Annotated in this window: 27 protein-coding genes; 11 read left to right on the forward strand and 16 right to left on the reverse strand. The window is 68.2% G+C overall.

Annotated features, from left to right (window positions below; genetic code table 11):
• Nucleotides 1-3: 3 nt before the first annotated feature.
• Complete coding sequence (locus LYSCAS_RS07365) at nt 4-1,653, reverse strand: hypothetical protein (RefSeq protein ID WP_213437184.1); 1,650 nt, start codon at nt 1,651-1,653, stop codon at nt 4-6.
• A gap of 109 nt (nt 1,654-1,762) precedes the next feature.
• On the opposite strand from LYSCAS_RS07365, the gene LYSCAS_RS07370 reads away from it, so the two are divergent.
• The 3 genes from LYSCAS_RS07370 to LYSCAS_RS07380 all read left to right on the forward strand — a co-directional run bounded on the left by LYSCAS_RS07370 (nt 1,763) and on the right by LYSCAS_RS07380 (nt 4,970).
• The gene (locus LYSCAS_RS07370) at nt 1,763-2,872 is read left to right on the forward strand and encodes an S-(hydroxymethyl)glutathione dehydrogenase/class III alcohol dehydrogenase (RefSeq protein WP_213437186.1); all 1,110 of its coding nucleotides are present in this window, start codon (nt 1,763-1,765) and stop codon (nt 2,870-2,872) included.
• The gene (gene fghA / locus LYSCAS_RS07375; RefSeq protein ID WP_213437188.1) at nt 2,872-3,699 is read left to right on the forward strand and encodes an S-formylglutathione hydrolase; all 828 of its coding nucleotides are present in this window, start codon (nt 2,872-2,874) and stop codon (nt 3,697-3,699) included. Before LYSCAS_RS07370 ends, fghA begins: the two co-directional genes overlap by 1 nt.
• Nucleotides 3,700-3,833: 134 nt before the next feature.
• On the forward strand, nt 3,834-4,970 hold the full coding sequence (locus LYSCAS_RS07380) for a reprolysin-like metallopeptidase (RefSeq protein WP_213437190.1): 1,137 nt from the start codon (nt 3,834-3,836) through the stop codon (nt 4,968-4,970).
• Between the two features lie 82 nt (nt 4,971-5,052).
• On the opposite strand, the gene LYSCAS_RS07385 is transcribed toward LYSCAS_RS07380, so the two are convergent.
• On the reverse strand, nt 5,053-6,990 hold the full coding sequence (locus LYSCAS_RS07385) for a hypothetical protein (protein WP_213437192.1): 1,938 nt from the start codon (nt 6,988-6,990) through the stop codon (nt 5,053-5,055).
• Between the two features lie 156 nt (nt 6,991-7,146).
• The gene (locus LYSCAS_RS07390) at nt 7,147-7,839 is read right to left on the reverse strand and encodes a Dph6-related ATP pyrophosphatase (RefSeq protein WP_213437193.1); all 693 of its coding nucleotides are present in this window, start codon (nt 7,837-7,839) and stop codon (nt 7,147-7,149) included.
• A 255-nt stretch (nt 7,840-8,094) separates the two neighbouring features.
• Between LYSCAS_RS07390 and LYSCAS_RS07395 the strand changes: the two genes are divergently transcribed.
• Entirely contained in the window at nt 8,095-8,760 is a 666-nt protein-coding gene (locus LYSCAS_RS07395; RefSeq protein ID WP_213437195.1) for a helix-turn-helix transcriptional regulator, read from the forward strand.
• Nucleotides 8,761-8,768: 8 nt separating this feature from the next.
• On the opposite strand, the gene LYSCAS_RS07400 is transcribed toward LYSCAS_RS07395, so the two are convergent.
• The 6 genes from LYSCAS_RS07400 to LYSCAS_RS07425 form a co-directional block, all read right to left on the reverse strand.
• A complete protein-coding gene (locus LYSCAS_RS07400) occupies nt 8,769-9,107 on the reverse strand; it encodes a hypothetical protein (RefSeq protein WP_213437197.1) in 339 nt (112 codons plus the stop codon).
• A gap of 70 nt (nt 9,108-9,177) precedes the next feature.
• The gene (locus LYSCAS_RS07405; RefSeq protein ID WP_213437199.1) at nt 9,178-10,122 is read right to left on the reverse strand and encodes a DegV family protein; all 945 of its coding nucleotides are present in this window, start codon (nt 10,120-10,122) and stop codon (nt 9,178-9,180) included.
• 63 nt (nt 10,123-10,185) lie between these two features.
• The gene (locus tag LYSCAS_RS07410) at nt 10,186-10,821 is read right to left on the reverse strand and encodes a 2-hydroxychromene-2-carboxylate isomerase (RefSeq protein WP_213437201.1); all 636 of its coding nucleotides are present in this window, start codon (nt 10,819-10,821) and stop codon (nt 10,186-10,188) included.
• Entirely contained in the window at nt 10,821-11,216 is a 396-nt protein-coding gene (locus LYSCAS_RS07415) for a DUF1761 domain-containing protein (protein WP_213437209.1), read from the reverse strand. Before LYSCAS_RS07415 ends, LYSCAS_RS07410 begins: the two co-directional genes overlap by 1 nt.
• Before the next feature lie 73 nt (nt 11,217-11,289).
• Nucleotides 11,290-12,573 (reverse strand): amidohydrolase family protein, encoded by a 1,284-nt coding sequence (locus LYSCAS_RS07420; RefSeq protein WP_213437211.1) that lies wholly within the window; start codon nt 12,571-12,573, stop codon nt 11,290-11,292.
• The gene (locus LYSCAS_RS07425; RefSeq protein ID WP_213437213.1) at nt 12,570-13,988 is read right to left on the reverse strand and encodes an amidohydrolase; all 1,419 of its coding nucleotides are present in this window, start codon (nt 13,986-13,988) and stop codon (nt 12,570-12,572) included. Before LYSCAS_RS07425 ends, LYSCAS_RS07420 begins: the two co-directional genes overlap by 4 nt.
• Before the next feature lie 104 nt (nt 13,989-14,092).
• On the opposite strand from LYSCAS_RS07425, the gene LYSCAS_RS07430 reads away from it, so the two are divergent.
• From LYSCAS_RS07430 to LYSCAS_RS07445, 4 genes are read left to right on the forward strand one after another with little or no spacing between them, the layout of a single operon-like run.
• On the forward strand, nt 14,093-14,869 hold the full coding sequence (locus LYSCAS_RS07430; protein ID WP_213437215.1) for an AMP nucleosidase: 777 nt from the start codon (nt 14,093-14,095) through the stop codon (nt 14,867-14,869).
• Nucleotides 14,870-14,877: 8 nt separating this feature from the next.
• Nucleotides 14,878-15,414, forward strand: a complete 537-nt coding sequence (locus tag LYSCAS_RS07435; RefSeq protein WP_213437217.1) for a DUF924 family protein — start codon at nt 14,878-14,880, stop codon at nt 15,412-15,414.
• Nucleotides 15,415-15,432: 18 nt separating this feature from the next.
• On the forward strand, nt 15,433-15,810 hold the full coding sequence (locus tag LYSCAS_RS07440) for a hypothetical protein (RefSeq protein WP_213437219.1): 378 nt from the start codon (nt 15,433-15,435) through the stop codon (nt 15,808-15,810).
• Nucleotides 15,807-15,980, forward strand: coding sequence for a hypothetical protein (locus LYSCAS_RS07445; protein WP_213437221.1), 174 nt, complete (start codon nt 15,807-15,809; stop codon nt 15,978-15,980). Before LYSCAS_RS07440 ends, LYSCAS_RS07445 begins: the two co-directional genes overlap by 4 nt.
• A gap of 36 nt (nt 15,981-16,016) precedes the next feature.
• Here the strand turns inward: LYSCAS_RS07445 and LYSCAS_RS07450 are convergent, their stop codons facing one another.
• The 3 genes from LYSCAS_RS07450 to grxD all read right to left on the reverse strand — a co-directional run bounded on the left by LYSCAS_RS07450 (nt 16,017) and on the right by grxD (nt 17,896).
• On the reverse strand, nt 16,017-16,532 hold the full coding sequence (locus LYSCAS_RS07450) for a PEGA domain-containing protein (RefSeq protein ID WP_213437223.1): 516 nt from the start codon (nt 16,530-16,532) through the stop codon (nt 16,017-16,019).
• A gap of 148 nt (nt 16,533-16,680) precedes the next feature.
• Nucleotides 16,681-16,956, reverse strand: coding sequence for a DUF2277 domain-containing protein (locus LYSCAS_RS07455; protein ID WP_213437225.1), 276 nt, complete (start codon nt 16,954-16,956; stop codon nt 16,681-16,683).
• A gap of 16 nt (nt 16,957-16,972) precedes the next feature.
• A complete protein-coding gene (gene grxD / locus LYSCAS_RS07460) occupies nt 16,973-17,896 on the reverse strand; it encodes a Grx4 family monothiol glutaredoxin (RefSeq protein ID WP_213437227.1) in 924 nt (307 codons plus the stop codon).
• 154 nt (nt 17,897-18,050) lie between these two features.
• On the opposite strand from grxD, the gene LYSCAS_RS07465 reads away from it, so the two are divergent.
• Nucleotides 18,051-18,842, forward strand: a complete 792-nt coding sequence (locus LYSCAS_RS07465) for a polysaccharide deacetylase family protein (RefSeq protein WP_213437229.1) — start codon at nt 18,051-18,053, stop codon at nt 18,840-18,842.
• On the opposite strand, the gene LYSCAS_RS07470 is transcribed toward LYSCAS_RS07465, so the two are convergent.
• From LYSCAS_RS07470 to LYSCAS_RS07480, 3 genes are read right to left on the reverse strand one after another with little or no spacing between them, the layout of a single operon-like run.
• Nucleotides 18,839-19,507 (reverse strand): class I SAM-dependent methyltransferase, encoded by a 669-nt coding sequence (locus tag LYSCAS_RS07470; protein ID WP_213437698.1) that lies wholly within the window; start codon nt 19,505-19,507, stop codon nt 18,839-18,841. The genes LYSCAS_RS07465 and LYSCAS_RS07470 overlap by 4 nt on opposite strands.
• Nucleotides 19,508-19,518: 11 nt before the next feature.
• Nucleotides 19,519-20,163, reverse strand: coding sequence for an SGNH/GDSL hydrolase family protein (locus tag LYSCAS_RS07475; protein WP_213437231.1), 645 nt, complete (start codon nt 20,161-20,163; stop codon nt 19,519-19,521).
• The gene (locus LYSCAS_RS07480) at nt 20,160-21,410 is read right to left on the reverse strand and encodes an aminotransferase class I/II-fold pyridoxal phosphate-dependent enzyme (protein WP_213437233.1); all 1,251 of its coding nucleotides are present in this window, start codon (nt 21,408-21,410) and stop codon (nt 20,160-20,162) included. Before LYSCAS_RS07480 ends, LYSCAS_RS07475 begins: the two co-directional genes overlap by 4 nt.
• Nucleotides 21,411-21,498: 88 nt before the next feature.
• On the opposite strand from LYSCAS_RS07480, the gene rsgA reads away from it, so the two are divergent.
• Entirely contained in the window at nt 21,499-22,602 is a 1,104-nt protein-coding gene (gene rsgA / locus LYSCAS_RS07485) for a ribosome small subunit-dependent GTPase A (RefSeq protein ID WP_244858704.1), read from the forward strand.
• A gap of 5 nt (nt 22,603-22,607) precedes the next feature.
• Nucleotides 22,608-23,873: a flavohemoglobin expression-modulating QEGLA motif protein gene (locus tag LYSCAS_RS07490; RefSeq protein WP_213437235.1), complete on the forward strand. Its 1,266-nt coding sequence runs from the start codon at nt 22,608-22,610 to the stop codon at nt 23,871-23,873.
• Here LYSCAS_RS07490 and LYSCAS_RS07495 read toward each other — a convergent pair.
• Nucleotides 23,839-25,176 (reverse strand): hypothetical protein, encoded by a 1,338-nt coding sequence (locus LYSCAS_RS07495; protein WP_213437237.1) that lies wholly within the window; start codon nt 25,174-25,176, stop codon nt 23,839-23,841. The two genes, LYSCAS_RS07490 and LYSCAS_RS07495, sit on opposite strands and share 35 nt — an antisense overlap.
• Between the last annotated feature and the right edge of the window lie 42 nt (nt 25,177-25,218).

Raw genomic sequence — 25,218 nt, forward strand, 5'->3', positions numbered from 1 at the left:
CTGTCAGAACACCGCCGCAGTGAGCTGCGTATCCGCCCACTGCCACGCCGCCTTCTGCTGCTTCCACGTGTCCGCGGCCGCCGCCTTGTCGCCCATCGCGTCCTGCGCCTGCGCGAGCCCGTACAAGCCCCATCCGTTCTTCGGGAACATCTTCAGGTCTTCGTTGAACGCCGCCGCCGCTTCCTTCGGCCGCTTCGCCTTCAACAGGGCATTGCCGAGATAGTTGCTCACCGGCAACGGCCAGTCCGCGGGTTCGTTGTAGGTGAGCTTGTCCTCGATCGCCGCCGCCGCGCGCAACGAGGCAATCGCCTGGTCGTGCTTCCCTTGCGATGACAGGATCTCGCCGCGCAGCACGCCGCTCGACACCGTGAGCAACTGCCCCGCGTAATTGGTGTTGCCGATCAGCAACGCGCCCATCTCCGGCGACTTCGCGATCGTGTCCAGCGCCGCCAGTTCCTTCTGCGCCTCGACCGCGTTGCCCTTGCGCAACTGCGCCATCCCGCGCGCGAAGTGCCACATCCCCGTCGGATACGGCTGCGTCGCCGGCGGCTGCGTGCGTGCCAGGATCTCGTCCCAACGCCCGAATCGCACCTCGGTATACATCGGCACGATCACGAAGTTCTGCATGAAGTTCAGCGCGTCCAGCTTCGCCAGGTCCGCGCGCTGCGACGTCTGCTGCGAGGCCTGCTCGGCCAGCGTGTGCGCGCCCATCAGGCCCGCGCTCAGCGTCGCGAAATGCCAGTTGTGCGGCACGTAGCCGAGCGGATACATCCCGTTGCTGCCCTTGCACACCGCCAGGAACTCCTTGTCGGCGGTGGACGCGCGGAAGTTCACGAGGGTTGCGTCGTTGTAGCGCCCGGTGCGGATGTAGATGTGCGCGGGCATGTGCACGAGGTGGCCCGAGCCCGGCGCGAGGTTGCCCAGCGTGTCGGCCAGTTTCTCCGCGCGCGCCGGATCATCGGAGGCCTCCACCGCGTGGATGTAGTAATGGATCGCGCCGATGTGCTGCGGATTGCGCTTGAGCACCGTTTCGATCGCGCCCACGATCTTCGGCGTGTCCGCGTTCGGCTTGCCCGCGGGCGACCAGTAATTCCACGGCGTGAGGTCCATCAACGCTTCGGCGTACATCGCCTGCGCGTCGTCGTCTTCCGGGAATTGCGCAACGACTTTGGCCATCGCGTCGGCGTACGCCTTGTCGAGCGCCGCGCGATCGGCCGGCGCCGGATCGGCGTAACGCGCGACCAGCGCATCGATCAGCGCGCGATCCACCGGCTTCGCATTGCCCGCGAGCGACTGCGCCTTCTTCGCCAGGGCCGTCGCCTTCGCTGCATTGGCCGGATCCATCGGCAGGTTGATGTTCGGGCCCAGCACCAGCGCCTGGCCCCACACGCAGATCGCGCACGCCGGATCCAGGCGCGCCGCTTCGGCGAACGCATTGCCCGCGGTCTCGTGGTTGAACCCGTAGGTCAGCCGCAGGCCCTGGTCGAAGTACCGCTGTGCGCCGGGGACGCTGCTGCCGATGTCGCGGTGGAGCGCGCCGAAGGTTTCGAACAGCGGCGGCGCGGGAATCTCTGCCGTGGCGCGCGGGGCGGGCGCTTCGCAGGCGGCAAGCAGGACGGTGGCGGCGGCGAGCAGGGCAGGCGACAGGCGCATCGTTGAACTCCGGCGGGGATCACGGGAACCCACAGGAGAACGGGTCTCGACGCCATCCCCGGCCGCAGTCGTTTAGCCTTCCCCATCCCCGTCCCGGAACCTGCCCTCGATGAAATCCCGCGCCGCCGTCGCCTTCGCCCCCGGCAAGCCCTTGCAGGTCGTCGAAATCGACGTCGCACCGCCGCGCGCGGGCGAAGTGCTCGTGCGCATCACGCATACCGGCGTGTGCCACACCGATGCGTTCACGCTGAGCGGCGACGATCCCGAAGGCCTGTTCCCCGCGGTGCTCGGCCATGAAGGCGGCGGCATCGTCGTGGAAGTGGGCGAAGGCGTGACCAGCGTGGCGCCCGGCGACCACGTCATCCCGCTGTACACGGCGGAATGCCGGAAGTGCAAATTCTGTTTGTCCGGCAAGACCAACCTCTGCCAGGCCGTGCGCGCCACGCAAGGCAAGGGCGTGATGCCCGACGGCACGTCGCGTTTCAGCTACGAAGGCAAGCCGATCCACCACTACATGGGCACGAGCACCTTCAGCGAATACACCGTGGTCGCCGAAGTGTCGCTGGCGAAGATCGATCCCGCCGCGCCGCTGGAGCAGGTGTGCCTGCTCGGCTGCGGCGTCACCACGGGCCTCGGCGCCGTGCACAACACCGCGAAGGTGCAGCGCGGCGACAACGTCGCGGTGTTCGGCCTCGGCGGCATCGGCCTGGCGGTGATCCAGGGCGCGCGCCAGGCGGGCGCGGCGCGGATCATCGGCATCGACACCAATCCGTCGAAGTTCGCGCTCGCGCAATCGATGGGCGCCACCGATTGCATCAACCCGAAGGACTTCGATCGCCCGATCCAGGACGTGATCGTGGAGATGACCGACGGCGGCGTGGAGTTCAGCTTCGAATGCATCGGCAACGTCGATGTCATGCGCAGCGCGCTGGAGTGCTGCCACAAGGGCTGGGGCGAAAGCATCATCATCGGCGTGGCGGGCGCGGGGCAGGAAATCCGCACGCGGCCATTCCAGCTGGTCACCGGGCGCGTGTGGCGCGGCTCGGCGTTCGGCGGCGTCAAGGGCCGCACGCAATTGCCCGGCATGGTGCAACAGGCGATGCGCGGCGAGATCCAGCTCGATCCCTTCATCACGCACGTGTTGCCGCTGGAGCGCATCAACGAAGCGTTCGATTTGATGCACGAAGGCAAGTCCATCCGCACAGTGATCGAATTCTGATGCGGCGCCTGGAATCGCACGCGTGCTTCGGCGGCACGCAGGAAGTGTGGGCGCACGATGCGACGTCGACGGCGTGCGAGATGCGCTTCGGCGTGTACTTGCCGCCGCAGGTGCAGGCCGGTCCGTGCCCCGTGCTGTATTTCCTCTCGGGCCTGACGTGCACCGAGCAGAACTTCATCCAGAAGTCCGGCGTGCAGCGTTACGCAGCGGAGCACGGCCTCGTGATCGTCTCGCCGGACACCAGCCCGCGCGGCGACGGCGTGCCCGATGCCGAAGGCGATGACATCGGCCTGAGCGCAAGCTTCTACGTTGATGCCACGCAGGCGCCGTGGTCCGCGCAATACCGCATGCACGCGTACGTGGTGCAGGAACTGCCCGCGCTGGTCGAACAGCACTTCCCCGTCACCGATGCGCGCAGCATCGCGGGCCATTCGATGGGCGGCCACGGCGCGTTGATCTGCGCGCTGCGTCATCCCGGCCGCTATCGCAGCGTCTCCGCGCTCGCGCCGATCTGTTCGGCGTCGCGCGGCTGGGGGCGCAAGGCGTTCCCCGCGTATCTCGGCGACGACCCGGACGCGTGGCGCGAATGGGATGCCTGCGATCTGTTGCGCGGATCGCACGACCGGCTCTCGCTGCTCGTCGACCAGGGCGACGCCGATCCATTCCTCGCCGAACGCCTGCAACCGGACCTGTTGCAGAAAGCCTGCACCGCCGGCGGCCACACGCTCGACCTGCACCTGCGCCCCGGTTACGACCACGGGTTCTACTTCGTCGCCTCCTTCATCGGCGACCACGTCGCGTATCACGCGAGTGCGTTGAAGGCGTAAGCGCACCGTCGCTTCGCATCACGATCCTCACCAACCTCACGTGAGGTTGGCCCGGAACGTGCATTGGTCCGCACAGCGGCAGGAAGCTCATCCGGAGCATGCGGGGCCTTGTCCGCGAAAAGGTCCCCCCGCCGATGCGACATCCGTTCCGCTTCATCGCGCCGCTGCTCCTGCTGGCCGGCGCGCACACCGCGCACGCCGCCAACACCACGACCACCGGCGAACAGTCCACCGTCGTCCTGCTGGTGAACTACAGCGACAGCCCCACGCAGCCCTATACGAAGACCACCGCGCATTCGCTGGTCTTCGGCCAGGCGAGCGACTTCTACTGGGAAGCCTCGTACCACCGCATGTTCCTGTCCGGCGACACGTTCGGCTGGTTCACCGTGCCCGTGTCGAAGGCCTCGTGCGACACCGCGCTGGTCGCGCAGGAAGCCGACAAGGCCGCGGCCGCCGCGGGCATCGACCTGTCGAAGTACGCGCATCGCGTGTACCTCGCGCCGAAGAACGCGTGCACCGGCACGGGCTACAACGCCGGCATGGCGTTGCCCACGCGCACGTGGATCTTCGCCGACGCGATGACCGCACGCCTGGTCGCGCACGAGATGGGCCACAACTTCGGCCTGTCGCATTCGCAGGCGCTGGAATGCGGCAACGTGGCGTACGGCGACACCTGCACGATCAAGAGCTACGGCGACGCCGCCGACACGATGGGCAGCGGTAGCACGCCGCACTTCAACGCATTGCAGAAGTTGCAGCTCGGCTGGCTGGGCGCGACGGGCGCGCCGCCGGTGACCACCGTCGCCGCGTCGGGCCGCTATCGCATCGAACGCCTCGAAGACGGCACGGGCACGAAGGCCTTGAAGGTCGCGCGCGGCCTCGATGCGCTCACCGGCGAGATGACGTACTACACGCTGGAATACCGCCAGCCCGTCGGCTTCGACGCGGTGCTCGGCACCACCGGCAACCTCACGAAGGGCGTGCTGCTGCACCTGGGCGGCGTGAACCAGTACAGCGTGCTGCTCGACGCCACGCCCGGCAGCGCGGCCGCGCAGTTCGACGACATCAACGACAGCGCGCTCGCCGTGGGCCGCACGTATCGCGACGACGCGAAGGGCATCGCCTTCACCGTCGTTGCCGCCGACACGACTGGTGCGACGATCGACGTCACCGTGCCCGCCGCGGCGCCGCCGCCGACGCAACCGCCGCCGACCGACACCACGGGCGGCACCACCGGTGGCAGCACCAAGCCGCCGAAGGGTCGCAAGTAACACGCAACGAAAAGGGCGACGGTGTTGCCACCGTCGCCCAGGTGCGCTGCATGCGGGGAGCGTGCAGCGGAGGGTTGACCGCTCAGTGCGCGTGCGGCGGGCACAGTTCGCAGGTGGCCGTCACCGGGCCTGCGTTGGCCGTCGCGTTGTCGATCTTGCCGTGGCCCGTTGCACTGACCGTGTCGGAGTACGTCGCCGTACTCGGATCGATCGGATCGCCGACGGCGCCATCCGGGGCACTCGGCGTGTAGCAACGACTGACGACGTAGCTGTCGGTGGCACTGTTCAACGGCCCCAGCGTGATGCCGCCGGCCGGGACGAGGTTGCCCAGGTCGCTGTCGCTGAAGGTATCGACGACCATCGACTGGTTGCTGCTCGTGTTCGACAGCTGGATGTCCACGCACACCTGCGGGATGTAATTCGGCGGCTTCAGGAAGACACCGAGCTCCAGCGGGTTTTCACTGTCGGGCACGCCGTAGTACGGGTTCGGTCCCATCGGGTGTCCGACCGCCTGGCCATCGTCGCCCTGGCACCACTTCTTGAGGGCAAGGCCCGAGTCGAGCGCGAGTTCGCACACGCCGGCTTCCACCGTGGTCTCGAGATCCGTGTCGGTGATGTCCTGCGGAGCGCCCACTGCGGCGCGCGCCTTCACGTCGACGGAGTTGCGGAACGGGTTCTCACCGCTGACGCATTCCAGTTCGACCGAGATCTCGCCGCCGAGCACATCGGCCACCTCGACCGAGTCGCCCGCGGAATCGAACTTGAACCCGACGGCAGACCCGTTCAACGTGGCGCCTCCCGGCACCGCGGGGTTGACCGCCAGCGACTTGATCTCGCACGTGTTGCCGGACACCGCCAGCGGATCGGCGATTTCAACATCGCGCAGCGAGCCGCCGAAGCCATCATTGGTGATGGTGACGGTGTGCGTGGTGGTGAACTTCGCGGTCGCGGGATCGACCGTCTGCGAATCGGCAACGCAGATCTTCTCCACGTTGATCGAGCACAGGTCGAACGCACCCAGCGCGAAATCCTTCAGCGAGGCCGTCTCGGAGTGCGACGAGCGCGTCTCGGCCATGAAGTCCGAGAAGCACACGTTGCCCACCAATGACGTCACGTCGAATCCGCCTTCCATGAAGACGCGCGGCGGGAAGGTGTTCGGGCCCACGCTGTCGGAGCCCTTCGGCGTATACGCCCACGGCGAGGAGCGCTGCACGATGTTGGTCGTGATGCACGCCGAATCCGCCGGGATGTTCTGCGCACCGTTGGACGCGGTGCAGATCGTATCGGCCGGGTTGTTGGACGTGCCGATCGCGAGGCGTTGCAGCTTGCCGCCGCCGGCGTTGCCACCGGTGCCGACCCACTTGAACACTTCGATCTCGTTGCTGCCCGCGCCGCGGTAGTCGATCTGGATCAGCACGTCGCCCACCGCATGCGTGCCGGTGAACTTGCCGTTGCCGCCCAGGCCGACGTCGTTGCGGAAAAACCAGAATCCCATCGCCGCATCGCCATCGTCGGCGAAACGGTCCGCGCCGAAATACACCACGAGGTGTTCGTGCGGCACGTTGGGATGGCCCGGGATGTCGTTCGCCGGGAAGCCGGCCACGTGGTACGCCTTCGCGTACGCGTTGGTGATGTCGTCCTTCGGCGGGCTCAATCCCTTTGTGCCCCAGTTCCACGTGTTGACCTGGTCGATGTCCTTGTTGCTCGAGGTGAACGCCGTGACGTCGGGGTCCTGCGAATCGACCACGAACGTGTCGCCCGCGGCCACGGTGGGCAGCAGGCGCGGCGTGGCATAGGGCGGACTGCCCAGTGCAAACACGCTGTCCCAGTCGTCGAGCAATGCGCTGGTGTCCGTGGGATCGCCGTCCAGCGCGAACGGCGTGTTGGCATCGTCATGGATGGCTTGTGCCGGTTGCGGCGCGAAGAGCGCCGCCGCGGCAATCACGGCGCCGATCGAACAGGCCAGCGTCGCGGTCATCCAGGCCGGACGAATCCAGCCGGAGTGCTTGTGGGTCGCCATGTCCGTAGTCCTTGAGCAAGGTGTGGGGATGCGGCAACGGTCCCCGACCCCCCGGCCGTTGCAGCCGCGGCAGCATCTGCTTGCACTGGACAGTGCGGAATCGCGCAACCGGGTGATGCCGGAGGTGTCCGGACGATCGGTGCGGAGGCGTTGCTTTCAGCGAGGCTCGCGTGCGTCGCGTTCGTGGAAGTCGACGTAGGCGAACCGTTCGTCGCGCAGCACCGCTTCCCCGCGTTCGATCGTGAGGGGCCGCGCGAACATCGGGCCGGCATGCACGAGCGTGTGGAATTCGCCGCGCTCGCCGCAGGGATCGCAGCTGGCCGGCAGATCGCGCAACAGCGCCGCGTCGAAGGCGCGTCCGCTGAAGGATGCATCCAGTTGTTGCGTGTCCACGCAACACAGCACGGCCTGCAATCCGCCATCGAGCATCTGCTGCGCCAACGTGGCGGTGTCTCCCCCGAACAGGGGAAACACGGGTTTCCAGCCCAATTTCGCGCACAGCGCCTCACGCCACGCCTTCACGTCTTCGAGGAACAGATCGCCGAATGCGATGTCGGTGATGCCGGGCCAGCGCAGGCGCGCGTCGTCCAGCGCCGCCGCGAATGCGGCCTCGTACGTCGCGTTGTCGCATTGCGGCGGGATCGTGGCCTCGATCACCGGCAGGCCCGCGGCGTCGGCCTGCGCGTGCAGCAACGCGCGCCGGATGCCGTGCATCGCGACGCGCTCGTAGCCGGAGGTGACCGTGGTGACGAGGCCGACGACCTCGCGCGCGGGATCGTTGCGCAAGGTGGCGAGGGTCCATGCAGCATCCTTGCCACCGCTCCAGGACAGCAGGGTCGGCGTTTTCATGCATGCATTGTGCCGTCGCCGGCAAAAAAGGGGCGGCGGTCGTGGACCGTCGCCCAGGTGCGTTGCATGAAGGGGGGACACGCAACGGGAGAGTCCGCCGTTCCGGCGGTGGACCGAGCATCCGCGCAACCACGCCACGGCGGAATCGCGCGTCCGGGGGACGGGGCGTTTGTCCGCTTTCCGGGGCCCAGCGCGTTGGCCCGGGACGTCGGCGATCAGGGACGCCGCCCATCTTCCGAATGGAGCCCATTCTCGATGGCTGCGATGCCCGTGCTCGTGATCGGTCTGGACGCCGCCTGGCGCCAGCGCATGCAACGCTTGCTCGCGATGCGGAACGAACTGGATTGGCTGGGCGCCTACGCGCCCGCCGAACCGCGCGCGACACGTCGCGAGCAGGCCGCGTTGCTGTTGCTCGATGGCGACGATCCGCAGGTGGATCGGGCGCGCCGCAAGCCGCAACTGCCCGCGCCGCGGCGCCTGTACTTCTATCGCAGCCCCAACATCGCGGCCTTGCACCACTGCATCGAGACGCAGGCGCACGCGTGCCTGGACAAGCACGATTCGCCCGACACGGTGCTGCGTGCGATCCAGGCCGCGGAGTCGGGTTTGTTCGTGGTCGCGCCCGCGTTGTTGCTGGAAGCGCTGCACGACGGCACCGACGTGCCGGCGCCGGCCGCGCTGCCGGAGCCGCCGCTGCACGGATCAGCGGGATCGTTGCCCGGCGACTGGTCCACGCTGACGGTGCGCCAGCGCGAGATCGTGGGCTGGGCCGCGCGCGGCATGAGCAACAAGCAGATCGCGCGGCAACTCGGCATCAGCCCGGAAACGGTGAAGACGCACCTGCACCACGTGTTCGAACGCGAAGGGGTGCATGGGCGGATGGCGTTGCTCGCCGCGCACCTGGGCGACGAGAAGCATTGAGCGCGGGCTCAGCCCGCCGTCACGTCCCGCAACTCCCACCCATTGCCTGCCAGCAACCGCAACCGGTGCTTCAGGATGTTGCCCGACAACGTCGTCGTGGCCACCAGGTCGATGCCCATATTGCGCTGGCCGGCCGTCACGGTGGCCTGCGGGTCGGTCTCGGCCATCGCGTCGTCGAGGTCCTCCGGGTCTTCCTGCGTCGCGCGCCAGCGTTCGAACAGGCTGCGCGTGCGCAAGGCGTCCTGCAGCTGCGCGGCGAATTCGTCCGGCCCGTGCGCGGTGAATCCGAGTTCGCCGCCCCGGGCGGCCTGCGGATCGGGAAGGCTCAGGTAGTAACGCGTCGCCATGGGCGAGGACTCCAGGTGAATGCGGTGCACATCCTCGCCCGGCGCGTGCAAGCGCCGTGTCAACGCGGCGTCAGCCGGCGAAGGAATGCGGCTCGGAGGCGAAGCCCACCACCAGCGCGCCCTTGCCCACGTTGACCATGCCCGTGAGGCTCATGACGCTTTCGAACAGTTCGACGTTGTAGCTCTGGCAGGTCACGCGCAGGTCGTCGTAGCCGGGCAGGGCGCGCATTTCGTCCAGGTCGCCGCCGTAGCTCAGGCAAACGGTGGGCGTCATCAGGCCCTTGCGCACGCGATCGGCGGTGTGGGCGAACAGGCGCTGCGCCCCGTTCTCGAAGCCCTTGACCTTGCCGATCGGCGCCGTCTCGCCGCGATAGCCGCGCAGCACGGGCTTGATGTCGAGCGCCGTGCCGAGCACCGCGCTGACGATCGACACGCTGCGGTCGCCCTTGGTGCGGGCGCGCGCGCGGAGGTAATGCAGGTCGCGCGGGATCATGTAGCCGTAGGTGTGCAGCGCGAGGTTTTCCAGGCGCGCGCGGATCTTCGGCGCGCCTTCGCCCGCTTCGATCAGGCGCACCGCTTCCACCGCGGTGATGCCCTGCGCGGCGAACAACGTCTGCGTATCGATCACGCGCAGCGCGAACGGCGTGTCGTGGCCGGCCGCGGCGCGGATGGGGCGGTATTCGTTGAGGATCGCGTAGCTGGCCTGCAGCGCGTTGTCGTAGATCGGGCTGCGCGTGCGCGTGATCGTCATGCAGAACACGTAGTCGTAGTCGATCACCAGCTTGCGCAGGAACAACTCGGTGATCTGCTCGACGGTGAAGGGCATGGTCTCCGCTTCGGCGCCGCGCTCGGTGACGTGCGAATGCAGGAAGTCGAGCGTGACCTTGTCGTCGCGCTGGTCCTCGCGAACCTCGTCGCCGATGCGCACCGAGATGGGCAGGATCGTGAACCCGTTGCGGCGCAGGTAGTCGCCGGGCAGGTCGCAGGCCGAATCCACCACCAGTCCGATACGCATGCTCACCCCGTGTCCGTGATCGTCGTCGCGGAGATCCGCGCGGAACGCGACCCTACCGCAACTTCAGGGCCGGCGTGAAATGCCGACCGGCAGGGCGGAGACGCGCTGCATTTCCGGGTCGTCGAGCACGCCGGCATCTTGCAGTGCAGCAAGCGCGAACGGGTGCGCGTCGTTGCCCCAGAACAACTGCCCGCCCACCTGCAAGGTCGGCACGCCGAACACGCCGGCGGCCACCGCGGCCTCGGTGTTTGCGCGCAGGGCTTCCTTGACCGGCGCACTGCCCAGCGCGTCGGCGTCCACGCCCAGGCGTGCGAGCAAGGGCGCGATCGCCTCGGGGGAATCCACCGCGCGGCCGTCGCGCCAGATCCAGTCGAAGATCGCGTCGACCGCTTCGAACGTGCTGCCCGCTGCGATGCACGCGCGCAACGCACCGAGCGGGTTGAACGGATGCCGCGGCGGGAACACCAGCGGCACCCCTTCCTGGCGCGCCTGCCACAGCACGTGCCGGTAGGTGAACTCGCGCTTGCCCGGGATCTCCGCCGGGCCCTTCTGCCCGTGCGCGTCCAGGATCACGCCGAACAGCACGGGCACCGGTTCGATCGCGTGCGTCGCGCGCAGCGCCTTGACCTTCTGCCAGTGCAGGTACGAGAACGGCGACAGGAAATCGAAGTACCAGCGCAGCGGCGTGCGCGCGTCCATCAGGCGAACAGCCCCAGGATCACGCCGTAGAGCGCGAACTGCAGCAGGTGGTAGCCCGAATCGATCAGCCACAGCTTCAGGCTGCGCCCGGCGAAGGAATAGTTGATGCCGAAACTCATCGCCACCCAGAAGAAGCCGATCATCAGGCCCGCGTGCACGGCGTTGACGGGTTCCGGATCGGGGCCGACGTAGAACGCGAACCCGGTCGCGGCGACCAGCGAGGCAAGGAAGGCGATGCCGAACACGCTCGCCGGATGGCGCTTGCGCGGCGCCGTCGGATCCACGCCGGCTTCGCGGCACCAGGCGTTCTTGAACAACGGGCCGTACCACAGGCCACCGAGCACGAACGCGGACACGGCCGCGGCGAAGATCGCAAGCCAGTTCAATGCAGCCATGTTCCCTCCCCGGGAAAGCGAACGGCCCGCGATGTGCGGGCCGTCCGATGCTACTCCGCGATGGCGGGCGCGGTCACTGCGCGCCGACGGGATACGAACGCGGCAGGCCGTTGTCCGGATGCAGGTAGCGATCGCGCAGGTCGGTCTGGCGCGAACGCATGGGGATCATCGCGCCGCCCAGCCACACCTGTTCGGCCACCGTGCTGACCTCCAGCGGATCGCCGCTCCACAACACGAGGTCCGCCCGCTTGCCGACCGCGATGGTGCCGAAGTCGTTGGCGACGCCGAAGGTCTCCGCCGGCACGCGCGTCAGCGCCGCCAGCCCGTCTTCCCACGGCAAGCCGTTGGCGACCGCGATGCCGGCCATCTGCCGCACCTTGCGCGCGTGGTGCGAGCCCGCGCTCTGGATCGCGACGTCCACGCCGGCCGCACGCAGGCGCGCGGCGTTCTCGAGCGTCGAACCGATCTGGTCGAAGTCGGCCGGGAGGTCCGCGAGGCTGTCGAGGAACACCGGCACCTTCGCCGCCGCCAGTTCGTCCGCCACCTTCCACGCTTCCGCACCACCCGACACCGCGATGCGCACGTTGTTGCGCTTCGCCCACTTCAGCAGCTGGTGGATGTCGGACGCGCGATGCACGCCGACCACCATCAAGCCGCGGCGATCGAGGAACTTCGCCAGCGCGGTGCGACCCATCGGCGTGAGCAGCGCGAACTTCGAATCCGACGCCATGCGCCCGCGCGCCTCGGACACCAGCTGGTCGAGGATCATCCACTGCGCCGCGCGCGACTTGCCGGTCAGGCCCGCCGCACCGGAACCGAGCGAGACGAACAACACGCGCGGGCCGACGGGATCGATGCTGCCGTCCAGTCGCACCACGCCGCCCTGGCCGCCGATGATCGAACCGCCGCTGCCCGAGTTGGCGGCCAGCGTGGTCCAGCCGATGCCTTCGACGCGCGCGACCGGGATCAGCACCGACGCGGGGTTGTAGGCCAGCGTCACATCGAACTCCGGGCGCACCGCCATGTCGTGCGCGCCTTCGCCCAGCGATTGCTGGCTGTCGACGGTCGACTCTTCGCCCGAGACTTCTTCCAGCCCGATGTCGGTGATGCCGCCGAACAACGCCGGCGTGAGTTCGCGGCCATTCGCTTCGACGACGGTGGCGTTGCCCGCGGCGAGGTTTGACCCGACCGCACTGATGCGCCCGTTGCGCACGAGCACATCGGTGCCCTTCAACGTGCCCTTCGCGGTTGCGGTGTGCACGGTGGCGTTGCGGATCAGCAGGTCCTGCGCGAGGGCGTGGCCCGACAACGCCAGCGCGCAGGCGACGACGAGTCCCTTGAGGATCGAACGGCTCATCGCACACCTCCGCGCACCTGGTCCTGCCCGAGCATGAAGTCCGACTTCGGCTGGCGCATCGGATCGTTGCGGTCGTACACGCGCGCACCGTCCACGTACACCTGCTCGGCCTTCGCGTACACGCTGAAGGGATTGCCGTTCCACACCACCACGTCGCCCATCTTGCCGGCCTCCAGCGTGCCGGTCTGGTCGAGGATGCCCATCGCCTTCGCGGGATTCTGCGAGAGCCACTGCATCGCATGCTCCGGCGTGATCACGATGCCGACCTGCGCGGCGTGCGCCATCACCTTCGCCGCTTCCTGGTTGAGGCGCTGGATGCCTTCCTCCGAATCCGAATGCACGATCGCGCAGCCGCCCGGCGCGCGGTCCACCAGCGCGATGTTTTCCTGGATGCCGTCGAAGGCTTCCATCTTGAAGCCCCACCAGTCGGCCCACATCGCGCCGCACGTGCCGGCCGCGCCGAGCTTGTCGGCGATCTTGTAGGCCTCCACCGCGTGGTGGAACGCGCTGATGTGGAAGCCGAATTCCTTCGCCAGATCCAGCATCGTGGCCATCTCGTCCGCGCGGTAGCAGTGGATGTGCACGCGGATGTCGCCGTTGATCGCGCCGGCGAGGGTGTCGTTCTTGAGATCGCGCTTCTCGTCGTCGTCCTTCTTGCCGTCCTTGCCGTCCTTCGGCTTGTGCTTCTTCATGTATTCGGCGGCTTCGATGAACGCGGCGCGGTAACCGGCGACGTTCGCCATGCGCGTCGCGGGCCCGCCTTTCTGGCCGTACACGCGCTTGGGGTTTTCGCCGCAGGCCATCTTCAGGCCCCACGGCGCGCCCGGGAATTTCATGCCCTGGTAGGTGGTGGACGGCACGTTCTTCAGCGTGACGCCGCGGCCACCGATGAGGTTGGCCGAGCCCGGCAGGATCTGCAGGCTGGTGATGCCGCCCGCGCGCGCGGTGTCGAAGCCCGGGTCCTGCGGCCAGATCGAATGCTCGGCCCACACGTTGGGCGTGACCGGGCCGGTGGCTTCGTTGCCGTCGCTGGTCGCGTTGACGCCGGGGCTGGCATACACGCCCAGGTGCGAGTGGATGTCGATGATGCCGGGCGTGACCCACTTGCCCTTGCCATCCACGTGCGTCGCGCCGGCGGGCGCCTGCAGGCCGGTGCCCACCGCGACGATGCGCCCGTCCTGCATCAGCACGTCGGCATTCTCGATGCGCGTGCCGGTGCCGGTGAGCACGGTGGCGCCGGTGATCAGCACGGGCGGCGAGGCCACGCGCTGGTAGGTGCTGGGATAGGGATCGTCGAGCCAGCTCGGCTTGGTCGACGCGGACGCGGACGGACCCGCCTCCTTCACGTTGCCCGGCGCGGCGCAGCCGGCGAGCAGTACGGCGGCCGCAATGACTGCGGTCAGTGGCTTGGTCATGGTGGCTCCCCGGTGGACCGTCGAACGCTAGCCCCGGTGACCCGGGTTGTCCAACCTGCCATTGGTCATCCGGTGCGGTCGCATGCGGTGGCAGAATGCGGCGCATGAAGGAAAAGACCCAGATCGTCGACAACTGGCTGCCGCGCTACACGGGCGTGCCGCTGGACGGCTTCGGCGACCACGTGCTGCTCACCAACTTCGGTGGCTACCTCGGCCATTTCGCGCGCCTGACGGGTGCGCAGATCGTCGGCCTGGACCGCCCGATGCCCAGCGCCACGGCCGACGGCATCACGATGATCAACTTCGGCATGGGCAGCCCCAACGCCGCGACGATGATGGACCTGCTGTCGGCGATCATGCCGAAGTCGGTGCTCTTCCTCGGCAAGTGCGGCGGGCTCAAGCGCAAGAACCAGCTCGGCGATCTCGTGTTGCCGATCGCGGCGATCCGCGGCGAGGGTACGTCCAACGATTACCTGCTGCCCGAAGTCCCGGCGTTGCCCGCGTTCGCCCTGCAGCGCGCGGTGTCCACGATGATCCGCGACCTCGGCCACGACTACTGGACCGGCACGGTCTACACCACCAACCGCCGCGTCTGGGAGCACGACGAAGCCTTCAAGGAACGCCTGCGCGCGATGCGCTGCATGGCGATCGACATGGAAACCGCCACGGTGTTCGCCGCCGGCTTCGCCAACCGCATTCCCGTGGGCGCGTTGCTGCTGGTGAGCGACCAGCCGATGATCCCGGAAGGCGTGAAGACCGAAGCGTCGGATGCGAAGGTGAGCGGCGAGTTCGTCGAACGCCACATCCAGATCGGCATCGAAGCGTTGCGCCTCATCCGCCGCCACGGCAAGTCCGTGCGCCACCTCCGCTTCGACGAGTAGACACGCCCATGCTTGGTGCACACGACATCGTCGACTTCTGGCGCGATGCCGGCCCGAAGAAATGGTTCGGCGGCGGCGCCGCGTTCGACCGCGAGTGCGAAGCGAAGATGTACGACGCGCATTTCGCCGCCGCGTTGCGCGCGCTGGATTCGTGGATGGACAACGCCGAAGGCGCGCTCGCGCTGCAGATCCTGCTCGACCAGGTGCCGCGCAACATCTTCCGCGGCACCGCGCATTGCTATGCCACCGATCCGCTGGCGCGCGACTTCGCGCGCCAGGCGATCCACGCCGGCTACGACATGCAGACGGACGCCGACATGCGCCTGTTCTTCTACCTGCCGTTCGAACACAGCGAAGACCTGGACGACCAGGAGTACTCGCTGCAGCTGCACGGCGCGCTGCCCGCCCCCAATGGCGACATGTGGGCGAAGAAGCATTACGAAGTGATCCGCCGCTTCGGGCGCTTCCCGCACCGGAACCATGCGCTGGGGCGGTCGAGCACGGCGGCGGAGCTGAAGTACCTGGACGACGGCGGCGGTTTCTGACCTTTCCTGGAAAACACCATGCTCACCACGCTCCTGTTCCTCGCCGCCACGGCCACCACCGTCCCCGTTCCCGCCGCACCGCAAGCCGACTACGCCACCGCCAAGGCGATGGCCGACCAGGACGAAGCCTCCCTCCCGAAGCTCGGCCTGGACACGCTGCGCACCGCGCAATCGGGCGTGCTCGAACGCGCCACGCAGGCCTGCAAGACCGACGAACCGATCAAGGGTTTCACCGTCGTCGTCGAACTCGACGCCAAGGGCAAGCCCGTCAACCATTGGCGCGACGCGGACACCAAGCTCGCGCAATGCATGGAAGACAAGCTGTCGCGCCAGGTGTTCTACGTCCCGCCGCGCGCGCCCTTCCACGTGTCCTTCGAAGTCACGTTCACGAAGTGAAGCTGCGCATCCGGCCCGCCCTGGTGCTGGGCCTCGGGCTCATCGCGGTGGCGAAAGGGTTGTCGGTCGCGTTCGATGCGCCGTGGGTGTACTGGGTGGGCGCGTTCAAGGGTGTCGTGATCTGCCTCGTCGATCTCGTGCGTGCATCGGATCGACAACTCAGGAAGTAGCGTGCCGCCGCAGGCGAGTGCGGCGGCACGATGCCATCAGGTTCCGGCGACGGCGGCAGGCACCGCGACAGCCTTCTTGCCCTTCCTGCCCTTCGCGTATTCCTCGGGCGTCTGGCCGCCTTCGGGCACCGCCGGGAAGCTGGGTGCGATGCATCCCGGCGCATCCGCCACGAGCGTCAGCATCAGCGGATTCGGACGCAGGTCCTTGGTGGCGCCGGTGGCGGCATCGACGCCGGCGCCGATCAGGCCGCCGATGAGCACGTTGCCGGCCAGGGCCGTGCCACCGGCGCCCGACATCTGGCTCTGCACGGTGGTGTTCACCGCGGAGAAGCCTGCCTTGCACACTTCCACCGACACCGGATGCTTGCGCTTGAGCTTCAGCGTGCACGGCGTCGTGCAGCGTTCGCCATTGGACATCGACACCGTCGCGCCCAGCGGCACGCTGTCGACGGTGAAGGCTTGCGTGGATCCGCGCGTGACCGTCGCGCAACCGGTCAGGCCAAACGCCGCGCACAGGACAACTGCCAGCATCAGCCGGCTGAAAATCTTCATTCAACTCCCCCCTTGGGATCACGCCGGCTGAGGTTTCAGGCGGCGACCGGAATATAGATTGCGTGGGGGATCGGACGAACGCCGCGTGACCGGGAAAATTTCTCGGTGGCGTTTTTTTCACCAGCGCTGCAAGCGCGACGCGCCGGGATCAAGCCGGCCGACCGAAGCGCTTCGCCGACACGAGGGCGGCCTTGCTGCGTTCGGTTTCGCGATTCTTCGGCGGGCTGATGGTGGTGAGCGAATCGATGAGCGTGCGCGCGGCGTCGCTCACTTGTTGCACCGCCAGTTCGAACGCGGCCTCGTTGGCCTTCGACGGCGTGTTGAAGCCGCTCAACTTGCGGACGAACTGCAACGCCGACGCACGGATCTCATCGTGCGTGGCGGGCGGGTCGAAGTTGTAGAGGGTCTTGATGTTCCGGCACATGGGGCCTCCGAAGCGATCAGTACCGCGCGATGGCGCTGTCCACGTTGGCCCACGCGTCGATGCCGCCGGTGACGTTGTAGACCTGCCGGAAACCGAGCTGGCGGAAATGTTCCGCGGCCTGCGTGCTGCGGCCGCCGTGGTGGCACAGGAACGCGAGCGCGGTGTCCTTCGGCAACGCTTCGATCGCTTCCAGGCCGTTGTCGAACGTCAGCACCTGCTGCGGCACGGAGGCAATCGCGCGTTCTTCGGCGGGACGCACGTCCACCAGCTTCAACGTGCCGGCCTTCAGGCGTTCGATCGCTTCCGCCGGCGTCATGCCCTTCACCGGTTGCGGTGCATTCGGATTCTCGATGACCAGGCCGCGGCCGCGCGTGTCGTCGGCCCAGTCGATGCGCAGGCCTTCGGCGCGACGCGCGCCGGCGAGGTCGAACTGCACGCGGATGCCTTCCGCTTCCGCCGTCACGGCATTCGCATCCGGCTGCGCGAGGTGCAGGCGCGTGCGGAACTGCGGATCGATGTCGACGCGCACGACGACGTCGCCGCCCGCATCGGTCACGGCCTTGCGCAGCATCTGCACGGCGGCCGGGGTGATTTCGATGGCCGGCGGCGTGCGGTCCGGCGGCGGCAGGCCGAGCGCGCCGTGCAGTTCGCCGGAGTTCGCCATCTGCTCGATGATGTCGCTGCCGCCAACCAGTTCGCCGCCGATGTACAGCTGGGGGATCGTCGGCCAGTCGCCGTAGGCCTTGATGCCTTCGCGGATTTCCGGATCGGCCAGCACGTCGACGTGCGCGTAGTGCACGCCGAGCGAATTCAGCGCGCCCGCGGCCTTCGCGGAGAAGCCGCATTGCGGCGCGCCCGGGTGGCCCTTCATGAACAGGACGACGCGGTTGTCCGACAACAGGGTGTCGATGCGGGTGCGGAGGGTGGGGTCGAGGGACATGGCAGGTGGCCGGGGGAGGCGGGGAGGGCGCAATTCTAGTCCTGTCGTCGGGGCGGGACAGGGGACCAGGGACCGGGGACCAGGGAAGAGCCTGAAGCGTTTGCTTTCCCCTGGTCTCTGGTCCCCGGTCCCCGGTCCCGCAAAAATGCAACGAATGAAGGATCATCGCCGCATGCATCCCGAAGCGATCCACCGCGTCCCGCGCCACCCCAACGCCTGGATCGGGTTCTTCCTGCTCTCGCAGGCGCTGGTGGTCGCGCTCTGGGTGCGGTTCGGCTGGCAGGTCGGCCTGCCCGCGATTTTCCTGTCGCACGCGCCCTTCTGGTGGGCCACCCTTGTGCCGGACTCCGCGCTGTTCAGCCCCGTGCTGCGGCGCCTGCCGGTCGAGGCGCAGGTCGCCTGGCTCACGATCGACGACGGCCCGTCCGACGACACGCGGGCGATCCTCGACCTGCTCGACGCGCACGACGCGAAGGCCACCTTCTTCCTGGTCGGCGACCGCGCCCGCGCGCGGCCCGAGCTGGTGCACGAGATCGCGCGCCGCGGCCACGGCTTCGGCAACCACAGCGCCACGCATCCGCAGGCCTGGTTCTGGGCGCTGCCGCCGCACCGCATGCGCGACGAAATCGAACGCACGCAAGCCACGCTGCACGAACTCACCGGCATCGCGCCCACGTGGTTCCGCGCGGTGGTGGGGATGGCGAACCCGTTCGTCGCGCCGGTATTGAAGCGCCACCACCTCACGCGCGTGGCGTGGAGTGCGCGCGCGTTCGACGCGTTCGCGTCGGATCCGTCGGTGGTGGCGGCGCGCATCGAACGCCAGCTCTCGCCCGGCGCGATCATCCTGCTGCACGAAGGCGCGAAGCACGGCCGCAACGTGGAATCGCTCCGCGCCGTGCTCGAACGCCTGCAGGCGCGCGGCTATCGCACGGTGTTGCCCGGCTAGCGCGCGGCGACGATGCGCCAGTTGTTGAAGGGCGTGTTGCCGTAGAGCGGCGTGAACGTCGAACGCAGGCCCGCGGCTTCGAAACGCGCGCGCAACGCGTCCGCATCCGGATAGCGCTTCGGCCCGGTGTTCATCCACCCCATCACGCGCGAGAACGCATCGATGCGCCGCGTGGTGCGCGCGCGCGTGCTGCCGTCGTCCAGGCCCGTGCGGATCACGAGGATGCCGTCGTCGGCGATGCGCGCGATCGCGGCATCGAGGATCGCGTCCTGCGCCTCGGGCGGCACGAACTGCAACACGTCGAGCACCGTGACGCTGCCCGAATGCGCGGGCATGGCGTCCGCCAGGTCGATGACTTCGAACGCCACGTCGCGCAACCCCGCACGCGCCGCCGCCTGCCGCGCCTGCGCGATCTTCGGCGCGTCGTTGTCCACGCCGCGATACGCGACCTCGACGCCCGCCGCGCGCAACGCATGCGCCAGCAACCCGATGCCGCACCCGAGGTCCAGCACCGCCGCGCGCGACCCACGCAGCGCCTCCACGACGCCGGGATACAGCGGATCGCTGCGCAACTTCGCGCGGCTGTAGTAGTAGTGGTAGCGATTGCCGTACCAGCGCGGCGGCAGGAACGCCCGCGCGATGCGCAGTGCGTCGGCCGGCGGCAGGGTGGCGTCGGTCACTTCGCCATCAACGTGCGGGCGACCGGCAACGCGAGCTGCGTCCACGTGGTGTACATCGCGCCCGACGGATGCAGCCCGTCCTCCGCGACCTGGTCCGCCTCGCCGCCGCGCGTGCGGCTGGCCTGCGTGATGTCGACGAACGCCACGCCGCGCGCTTCGCACACCTCGCGCTTGGCCTGGTTGAACGCATCGATCTCCGCCGCGATGTTGCCGCGGTTGCCGGCTTCGTGGATGGCGAACGGCGTGACGCCCCAGTCCGGGATGCTCAACACCAGCACGCGATCGGCGCGGCCGCGCGCGAAGGCGATCGCGCGATCCAGCAATTCGCCGAACTCGCTGCGGAAGCCGACCACCGTGCGCCCGCGATACTGGTTGTTCACGCCGATCAGCAGCGAGACGAGGTCCCACTGGCCGAGCGGTTCGGCGGCGTCGATCGCGGACGCGAGTTCGTCCGTCGTCCAGCCGGTCGTCGCGATGATGCGCGGGTCCTTCAGCGCGATGCCTTCCGCGCGCAAGGTCGTCGCCAGTTGCACCGGCCAGCGTTCCGCGGCGGGCACGCCTTCGCCGATGGTGTAGCTGTCGCCGAGCGCGAGGTAACGCAAGCCCGGCGGAAGCGTCTTCGCGGGCGTCTTCTTGCTCATGCGACCGCGGTCTCGCGCGCGGAGGCCGCGTCGGCCCGCCGCGACAGGACGCGCTCGATGCGCGCGAACACTTCGCGCAACACCGGCGCCTCCGGCAGCAACGTCACGCGGAAATGATTGCGGAACGGCACGTTGAAGCTCGAGCCCGGCACGATCAGCACGTCTTCGTGTTCGAGCATCTCGAGGGCGAAAGCGTGATCGTCGAACCCGACCGCCGCATCGCCGACCACTGCCGGGAAGCCGTACAACGCGCCCTTCGGTTCGACGAGTTGCAGGTTCTCGCTCGCTTCGCATGCTTCGATCAGCGCACGCCGCGTTTCGTACAAGCGGCCGCCCGGCGCCGTGAGCGGCCGGATCGTGTCTTCGCCGTGCAGCGCCTGGTGGATCGCGAATTGCCCCGGCACGTTCGCGCACAGGCGCAACGCACCCAGCAAATCCATCGCGTGGTGGAAATCGCCGCTGGCCAGCGGATCGCCGCTCAGCACTGCCCAGCCCACGCGCCAGCCACACGCGCGATGCACCTTCGACAGGCCGCCGAACGACAGGCAGGGCAGGTCGCCGGCGATGGGCGCGAGCGGTTCGAAGCGCGCGTCGTCGTAGAGGATTTCATCGTAGATCTCGTCCGACATCAGCAGCAGGTGATGCTTGGCGGCGATGGCGACGATGCGTTCGAGCAATTCGCGCGGGTACGTCGCGCCCGTCGGGTTGTTCGGATTGATCAGCACGATCGCGCGCGTGCGCGGGGACACGAGCGAGGCGATCTCGTCCGGATCGGGCAGGAACCCGTTTTCCGGCAGGCAGCGGTAATACACCGGCCGCCCGTCGTTGAGGATGGTGGCCGCCGACCACAGCGGGTAGTCGGGCGAGGGCAGCAGCACTTCGTCGCCCGGGTTGAGCAGCGCGCGCAGGCTGAGGTCGATGAGTTCGCTCACGCCGTTGCCCACGAACACCCGTTCGGGCGACGCATTGGGCGTGCCGCGTTTCCGATGGAACTCGGCGATGGCCTCGCGCGCGGCGGGCAGGCCCTGCTGGTGCGTGTAGGGATCGGTGCTGGCGATGTGGTCGGCGATGGCGCGCTGCAGGTGTTCCGGCGCGCGGAAGCCGAAGGCGCCCGGGTTACCGATGTTCAACTTGATCAGCGACCGGCCCTGGCCTTCCAGTTCGCGGGCCCGGCGGGCGAGTTCGCCGCGGATCTCGTAGCGGACTTCGGACAGGCGTTCACGGGTCTTGAGGCTGGGGATCGACATCGGAAATCTTGCAAGCGACGGGGGCACGCAAGCCTACAAGAGAAAGGAGAGGGCTAGAATCGGTCGCAATGACGATCGCCCCTACCCAGTGACCCCCCTGCGCGCCATCGGCTGGCCTTTCGCCGGCGAGGTCGATGCACCCGCATGGCGGGAAACGATTTCATCCCATCCCGGCACCCGGCCCGGCCGCGTGATCGAACAGCACCGCTCCGGCTACATCGTGGCCGAGGGCCCGGGCGAAGGCTTCGCCGCCGAGTCCCCGCCCGAGTGGCAGCGCGCCTCCAGCTATCGCAAGGGCGGCATCGCGCCCGAAGACCGCGCGGCCGTGGGCGACTGGGTGCTGCTGGACGGGAAGAAGATCGTCGCACTGCTGCCGCGCTACTCGGCCATCAAGCGCGGTGCGGCGGGCGAGCACTACAAGCAGCAATTGATCGCGGCCAACATCGACACGGTGTTCGTGGTGTGCGGCCTGGACGCGGACTTCAATCCGCGCCGCATCGAACGCTACCTCGTGCTCGTCAGCGGCAGCGGCGTGGCGCCGGTGGTCGTGCTGACCAAGGCGGACAAGGCGCTCGAAGCCGATGCGAACGCGGTGGAAGCCGCGCGCTCCGCGCTCATCGACCTCGGCCAGGACGTCCCCGTGGTCGCGGTGAACGCGAAGGACCGCGACAGCGTCGCCGGCTTGCATGCGTGGTTGCAGGAAGGGCAGAGCGCCGTGCTCGTCGGTTCGTCCGGCGCCGGGAAGTCCACGCTCACCAACACGTTGCTCGGCATCGAGAAGATGAAGACCAACGAAGTGCGCGAAAGCGATTCGCGCGGCCGCCACACCACGACGCACCGGGCGCTGATCCCGCTGCCGACCGGCGCATGCCTCATCGATACGCCCGGCATGCGCGAACTCAAGCCCACGGGCGAAGAGGACGTGGCGGAGAATTTCAGCGACATCGAAGCGATCGCGGAGCAGTGCCGCTTCCGCGACTGCAAGCATGCGAAGGAACCCGGCTGCGCCGTGCGCGCCGCCATCGAAGCGGGCACGCTGGACGCGCATCGCTTCGCCAACTACATGAAGCTGCGCGATGAAGTCGCCGGCGCCGCCAACCAGCTCGCCACGCGGATGGCGCAGAAAGCCAACGATCGCGTGCAGGGCAAGGCGCTCTACAAGCGGATCGACGAGAAATACGGGAAGCACTGAAGGCCATGGTCGAACTCGCGGACGACATCCTCCATCACGCGGCCCTCGATGCCCGCATGGTGCGCGTGGCGCGCAGCATCAAGCTGCTCAACATGATCAGCTGGGCGGCGAGCGAGCAGCAGAACTTCCTCGCCGGCTACGCCAAGGGCGACTACACGCTGCCCAACCACCAGTACCCGAAGTACGACTTCACCGAAGCGCGCCGCGAGCTGGCCGCGGTGGAGAAGGAAGCCGACGCCGACCATCCGCTCGGCCACTACGTGTGCGATTCGGCACGCAGCTGGGCGATCGCGTGCGAGTTGCTGGAGTCGCTCGGCACGCCCGACGTGATGAAGCATTCGATCCGCCTGTTCGGCCGGCCGGACGAGCCGCTGCCGGGCGGTGGCCCGACCACGCGCGAAGCCGCGCACCACTTCATCGAGATCGCCAACGAACTCGACAAGGAACTGCTGGCGCCATCGGAACAGGTGCAGATTTCCGCCACCGCGCTGCAGTTGCAGTTGCAGGCGTCGCTGGATGATTTCTTCGACAAGCGCGAGATCGAAGTGGTGCTGGATCCGGAGCTGATCGCGAAGGCCGCCGCCGGCGCGCATCGCATCCGCCTGCGCACGGGCGCGGCCTTCAGCGACTACGACAGGCACCAGCTGATCGAACACGAAGCGATGGTGCATTCGCTCACGGCGCTCAACGGCAAGGAGCAGCCGCAGCTGCAGAGCCTGTCGCTGTCGTCGCCGCGCACCACCGCCACGCAGGAAGGCCTGGCCACCTTCGCCGAACAGATCACCGGCAGCATCGACATCGAGCGCATGAAGCGCATCAGCCTGCGCATCGAAGCGGTGGCGAAGGCGATGGAAGGCGCGGACTTCGTCGAGGTGTTCCGCTACTTCCTGGACGCGGGGCAGCCGCCGAACGAAAGCTTCGTCTCGGCGCAGCGCGTGTTTCGCGGCGTGCCGACCAACGGCGGCTGCGCGTTCACGAAGGACACCGTGTACGTGCGCGGCCTGATCGGCGTGCACACGTTCTTCCGCTGGGCGTTGCGCCAGCGCAAGTTGCGGCTGTGCCGGATGTTGTTCGCCGGGAAGATGACGCTGGCGGACGTGCAGCGCTTCGAACCGATGTTCGATTGCGGCGCACTGGTGCCGCCGAAGTACCTGCCGCACTGGGTGTCGCGCGCGAATGGCCTGGCGGGGATGCTGGCGTTCTCGTTGTTCGCCAACCGCATCCGCCTGGATCAGGTCATTGCGTCGGAAGGCTTGTTCGAGCTGCAGTGAGCGTGCCGTCGGGCTGGATCACGTAGTCCGGCGCCGTCTCGACCAGCACCACGCGCGTCCCGATGCCCGGGATTTCGTGCGTCAATCGCTCGAAGATCCACGGCTTCGCGCCATCGCCCACGCGCAGGCGCAACGGATCCACCGCCGTGTGCCCGTCCACCGCGCGCACCAGCGCCGGCGAAAACACCGCCTGCACCTTCGCGACGTACACCATGCGGTACATCACGAACCCGCCGTGCAACACCGACAGCACGCCGAACGCCAGCAGCGCACAGCGCCGCCAGCCTGACGTCATCGGCCACGCCGTCGCGAGGCACAGCGCCGTCACGATCGCGTACGCATACGCGTAGTGATTCCACGCCTGGCCCAGCAGCAACACCGGCGCCAGCGACGCAACGCCCGCCGCCAGCCACACCCACGCCAGCACGGGCCGCGCACGCCACAGCGCGGCGAACACCGCGATGCACACCACGATCGCGACCAGCACCGGCCACCGCAGCACGCCATCGAGGAACACCGTGCTCGCTTCCATGCGGCCGATGATCGGCGTGAACAGTTGGTATTCGATCCAGCGCATCGGCACGTTCGCCAGGCTGGGCACGTACGCAACGCCGTCGCGCGGCGCATGCAGCAACGCCGGCAAGCGCCACAGGACGAAGGCCGTCGCGGCGAGGCCCGATCCGATGACCACCGCGCCCCAGCGCACGCGCCGCGCGCGATCGAACACGACGCCGACGCACGCAAGCAACGGAATCGACACCGCCGCTTCCTTCCCGAGCAACGCAATCGCCGTCACGACGAACGCCAGCACGCCGATCTGCCACGCCACCGTCATCCGCAACGCGCACCACGCCACCACGAGCGCCGCGGACACCCAGATCAGGTCCGCGATCGTCCCCACCCATCCATGCACGTACACCGCGTACGGACTGAGCACGAACAGCAACGCGCCGATCGCCGCGCCCCACGCTGTCATCCCGAACCGCCGCCCGACCGCGCACACCAGCCCCGCATTCAACGCGCCCCACGCCACCAGCACCGCGTGGAAGGCCTGCGGCTGCGCGAACAAGGCCCGCGACAAGGCCATCCACAGGTTGAAAGTGAGGGGACGGAACTGGAACTGATCGGCCGCCGGCCACCACGGCACGTGCCGCAGCGATTCGGCGCGCGCGGCCCATTGCAGTTCGTCGTGGCTGAAGTACCCGGGCGCCAGGGCCAGCGGGAGCGACACCAGCAGCGCCAGCAGCACGAGGGCCCACGGGCCGGGGGCGGGCAGGGCGCGAGGGGGTGAAGGCGAGGGCATGCCGTCGATTCTAGTAGGTAGAATCGACGGCCCCGCCCGCGA

It is taken from the genome of Noviluteimonas caseinilytica (genome assembly GCF_018406605.1).
Taxonomy (GTDB): domain Bacteria; phylum Pseudomonadota; class Gammaproteobacteria; order Xanthomonadales; family Xanthomonadaceae; genus Noviluteimonas; species Noviluteimonas caseinilytica.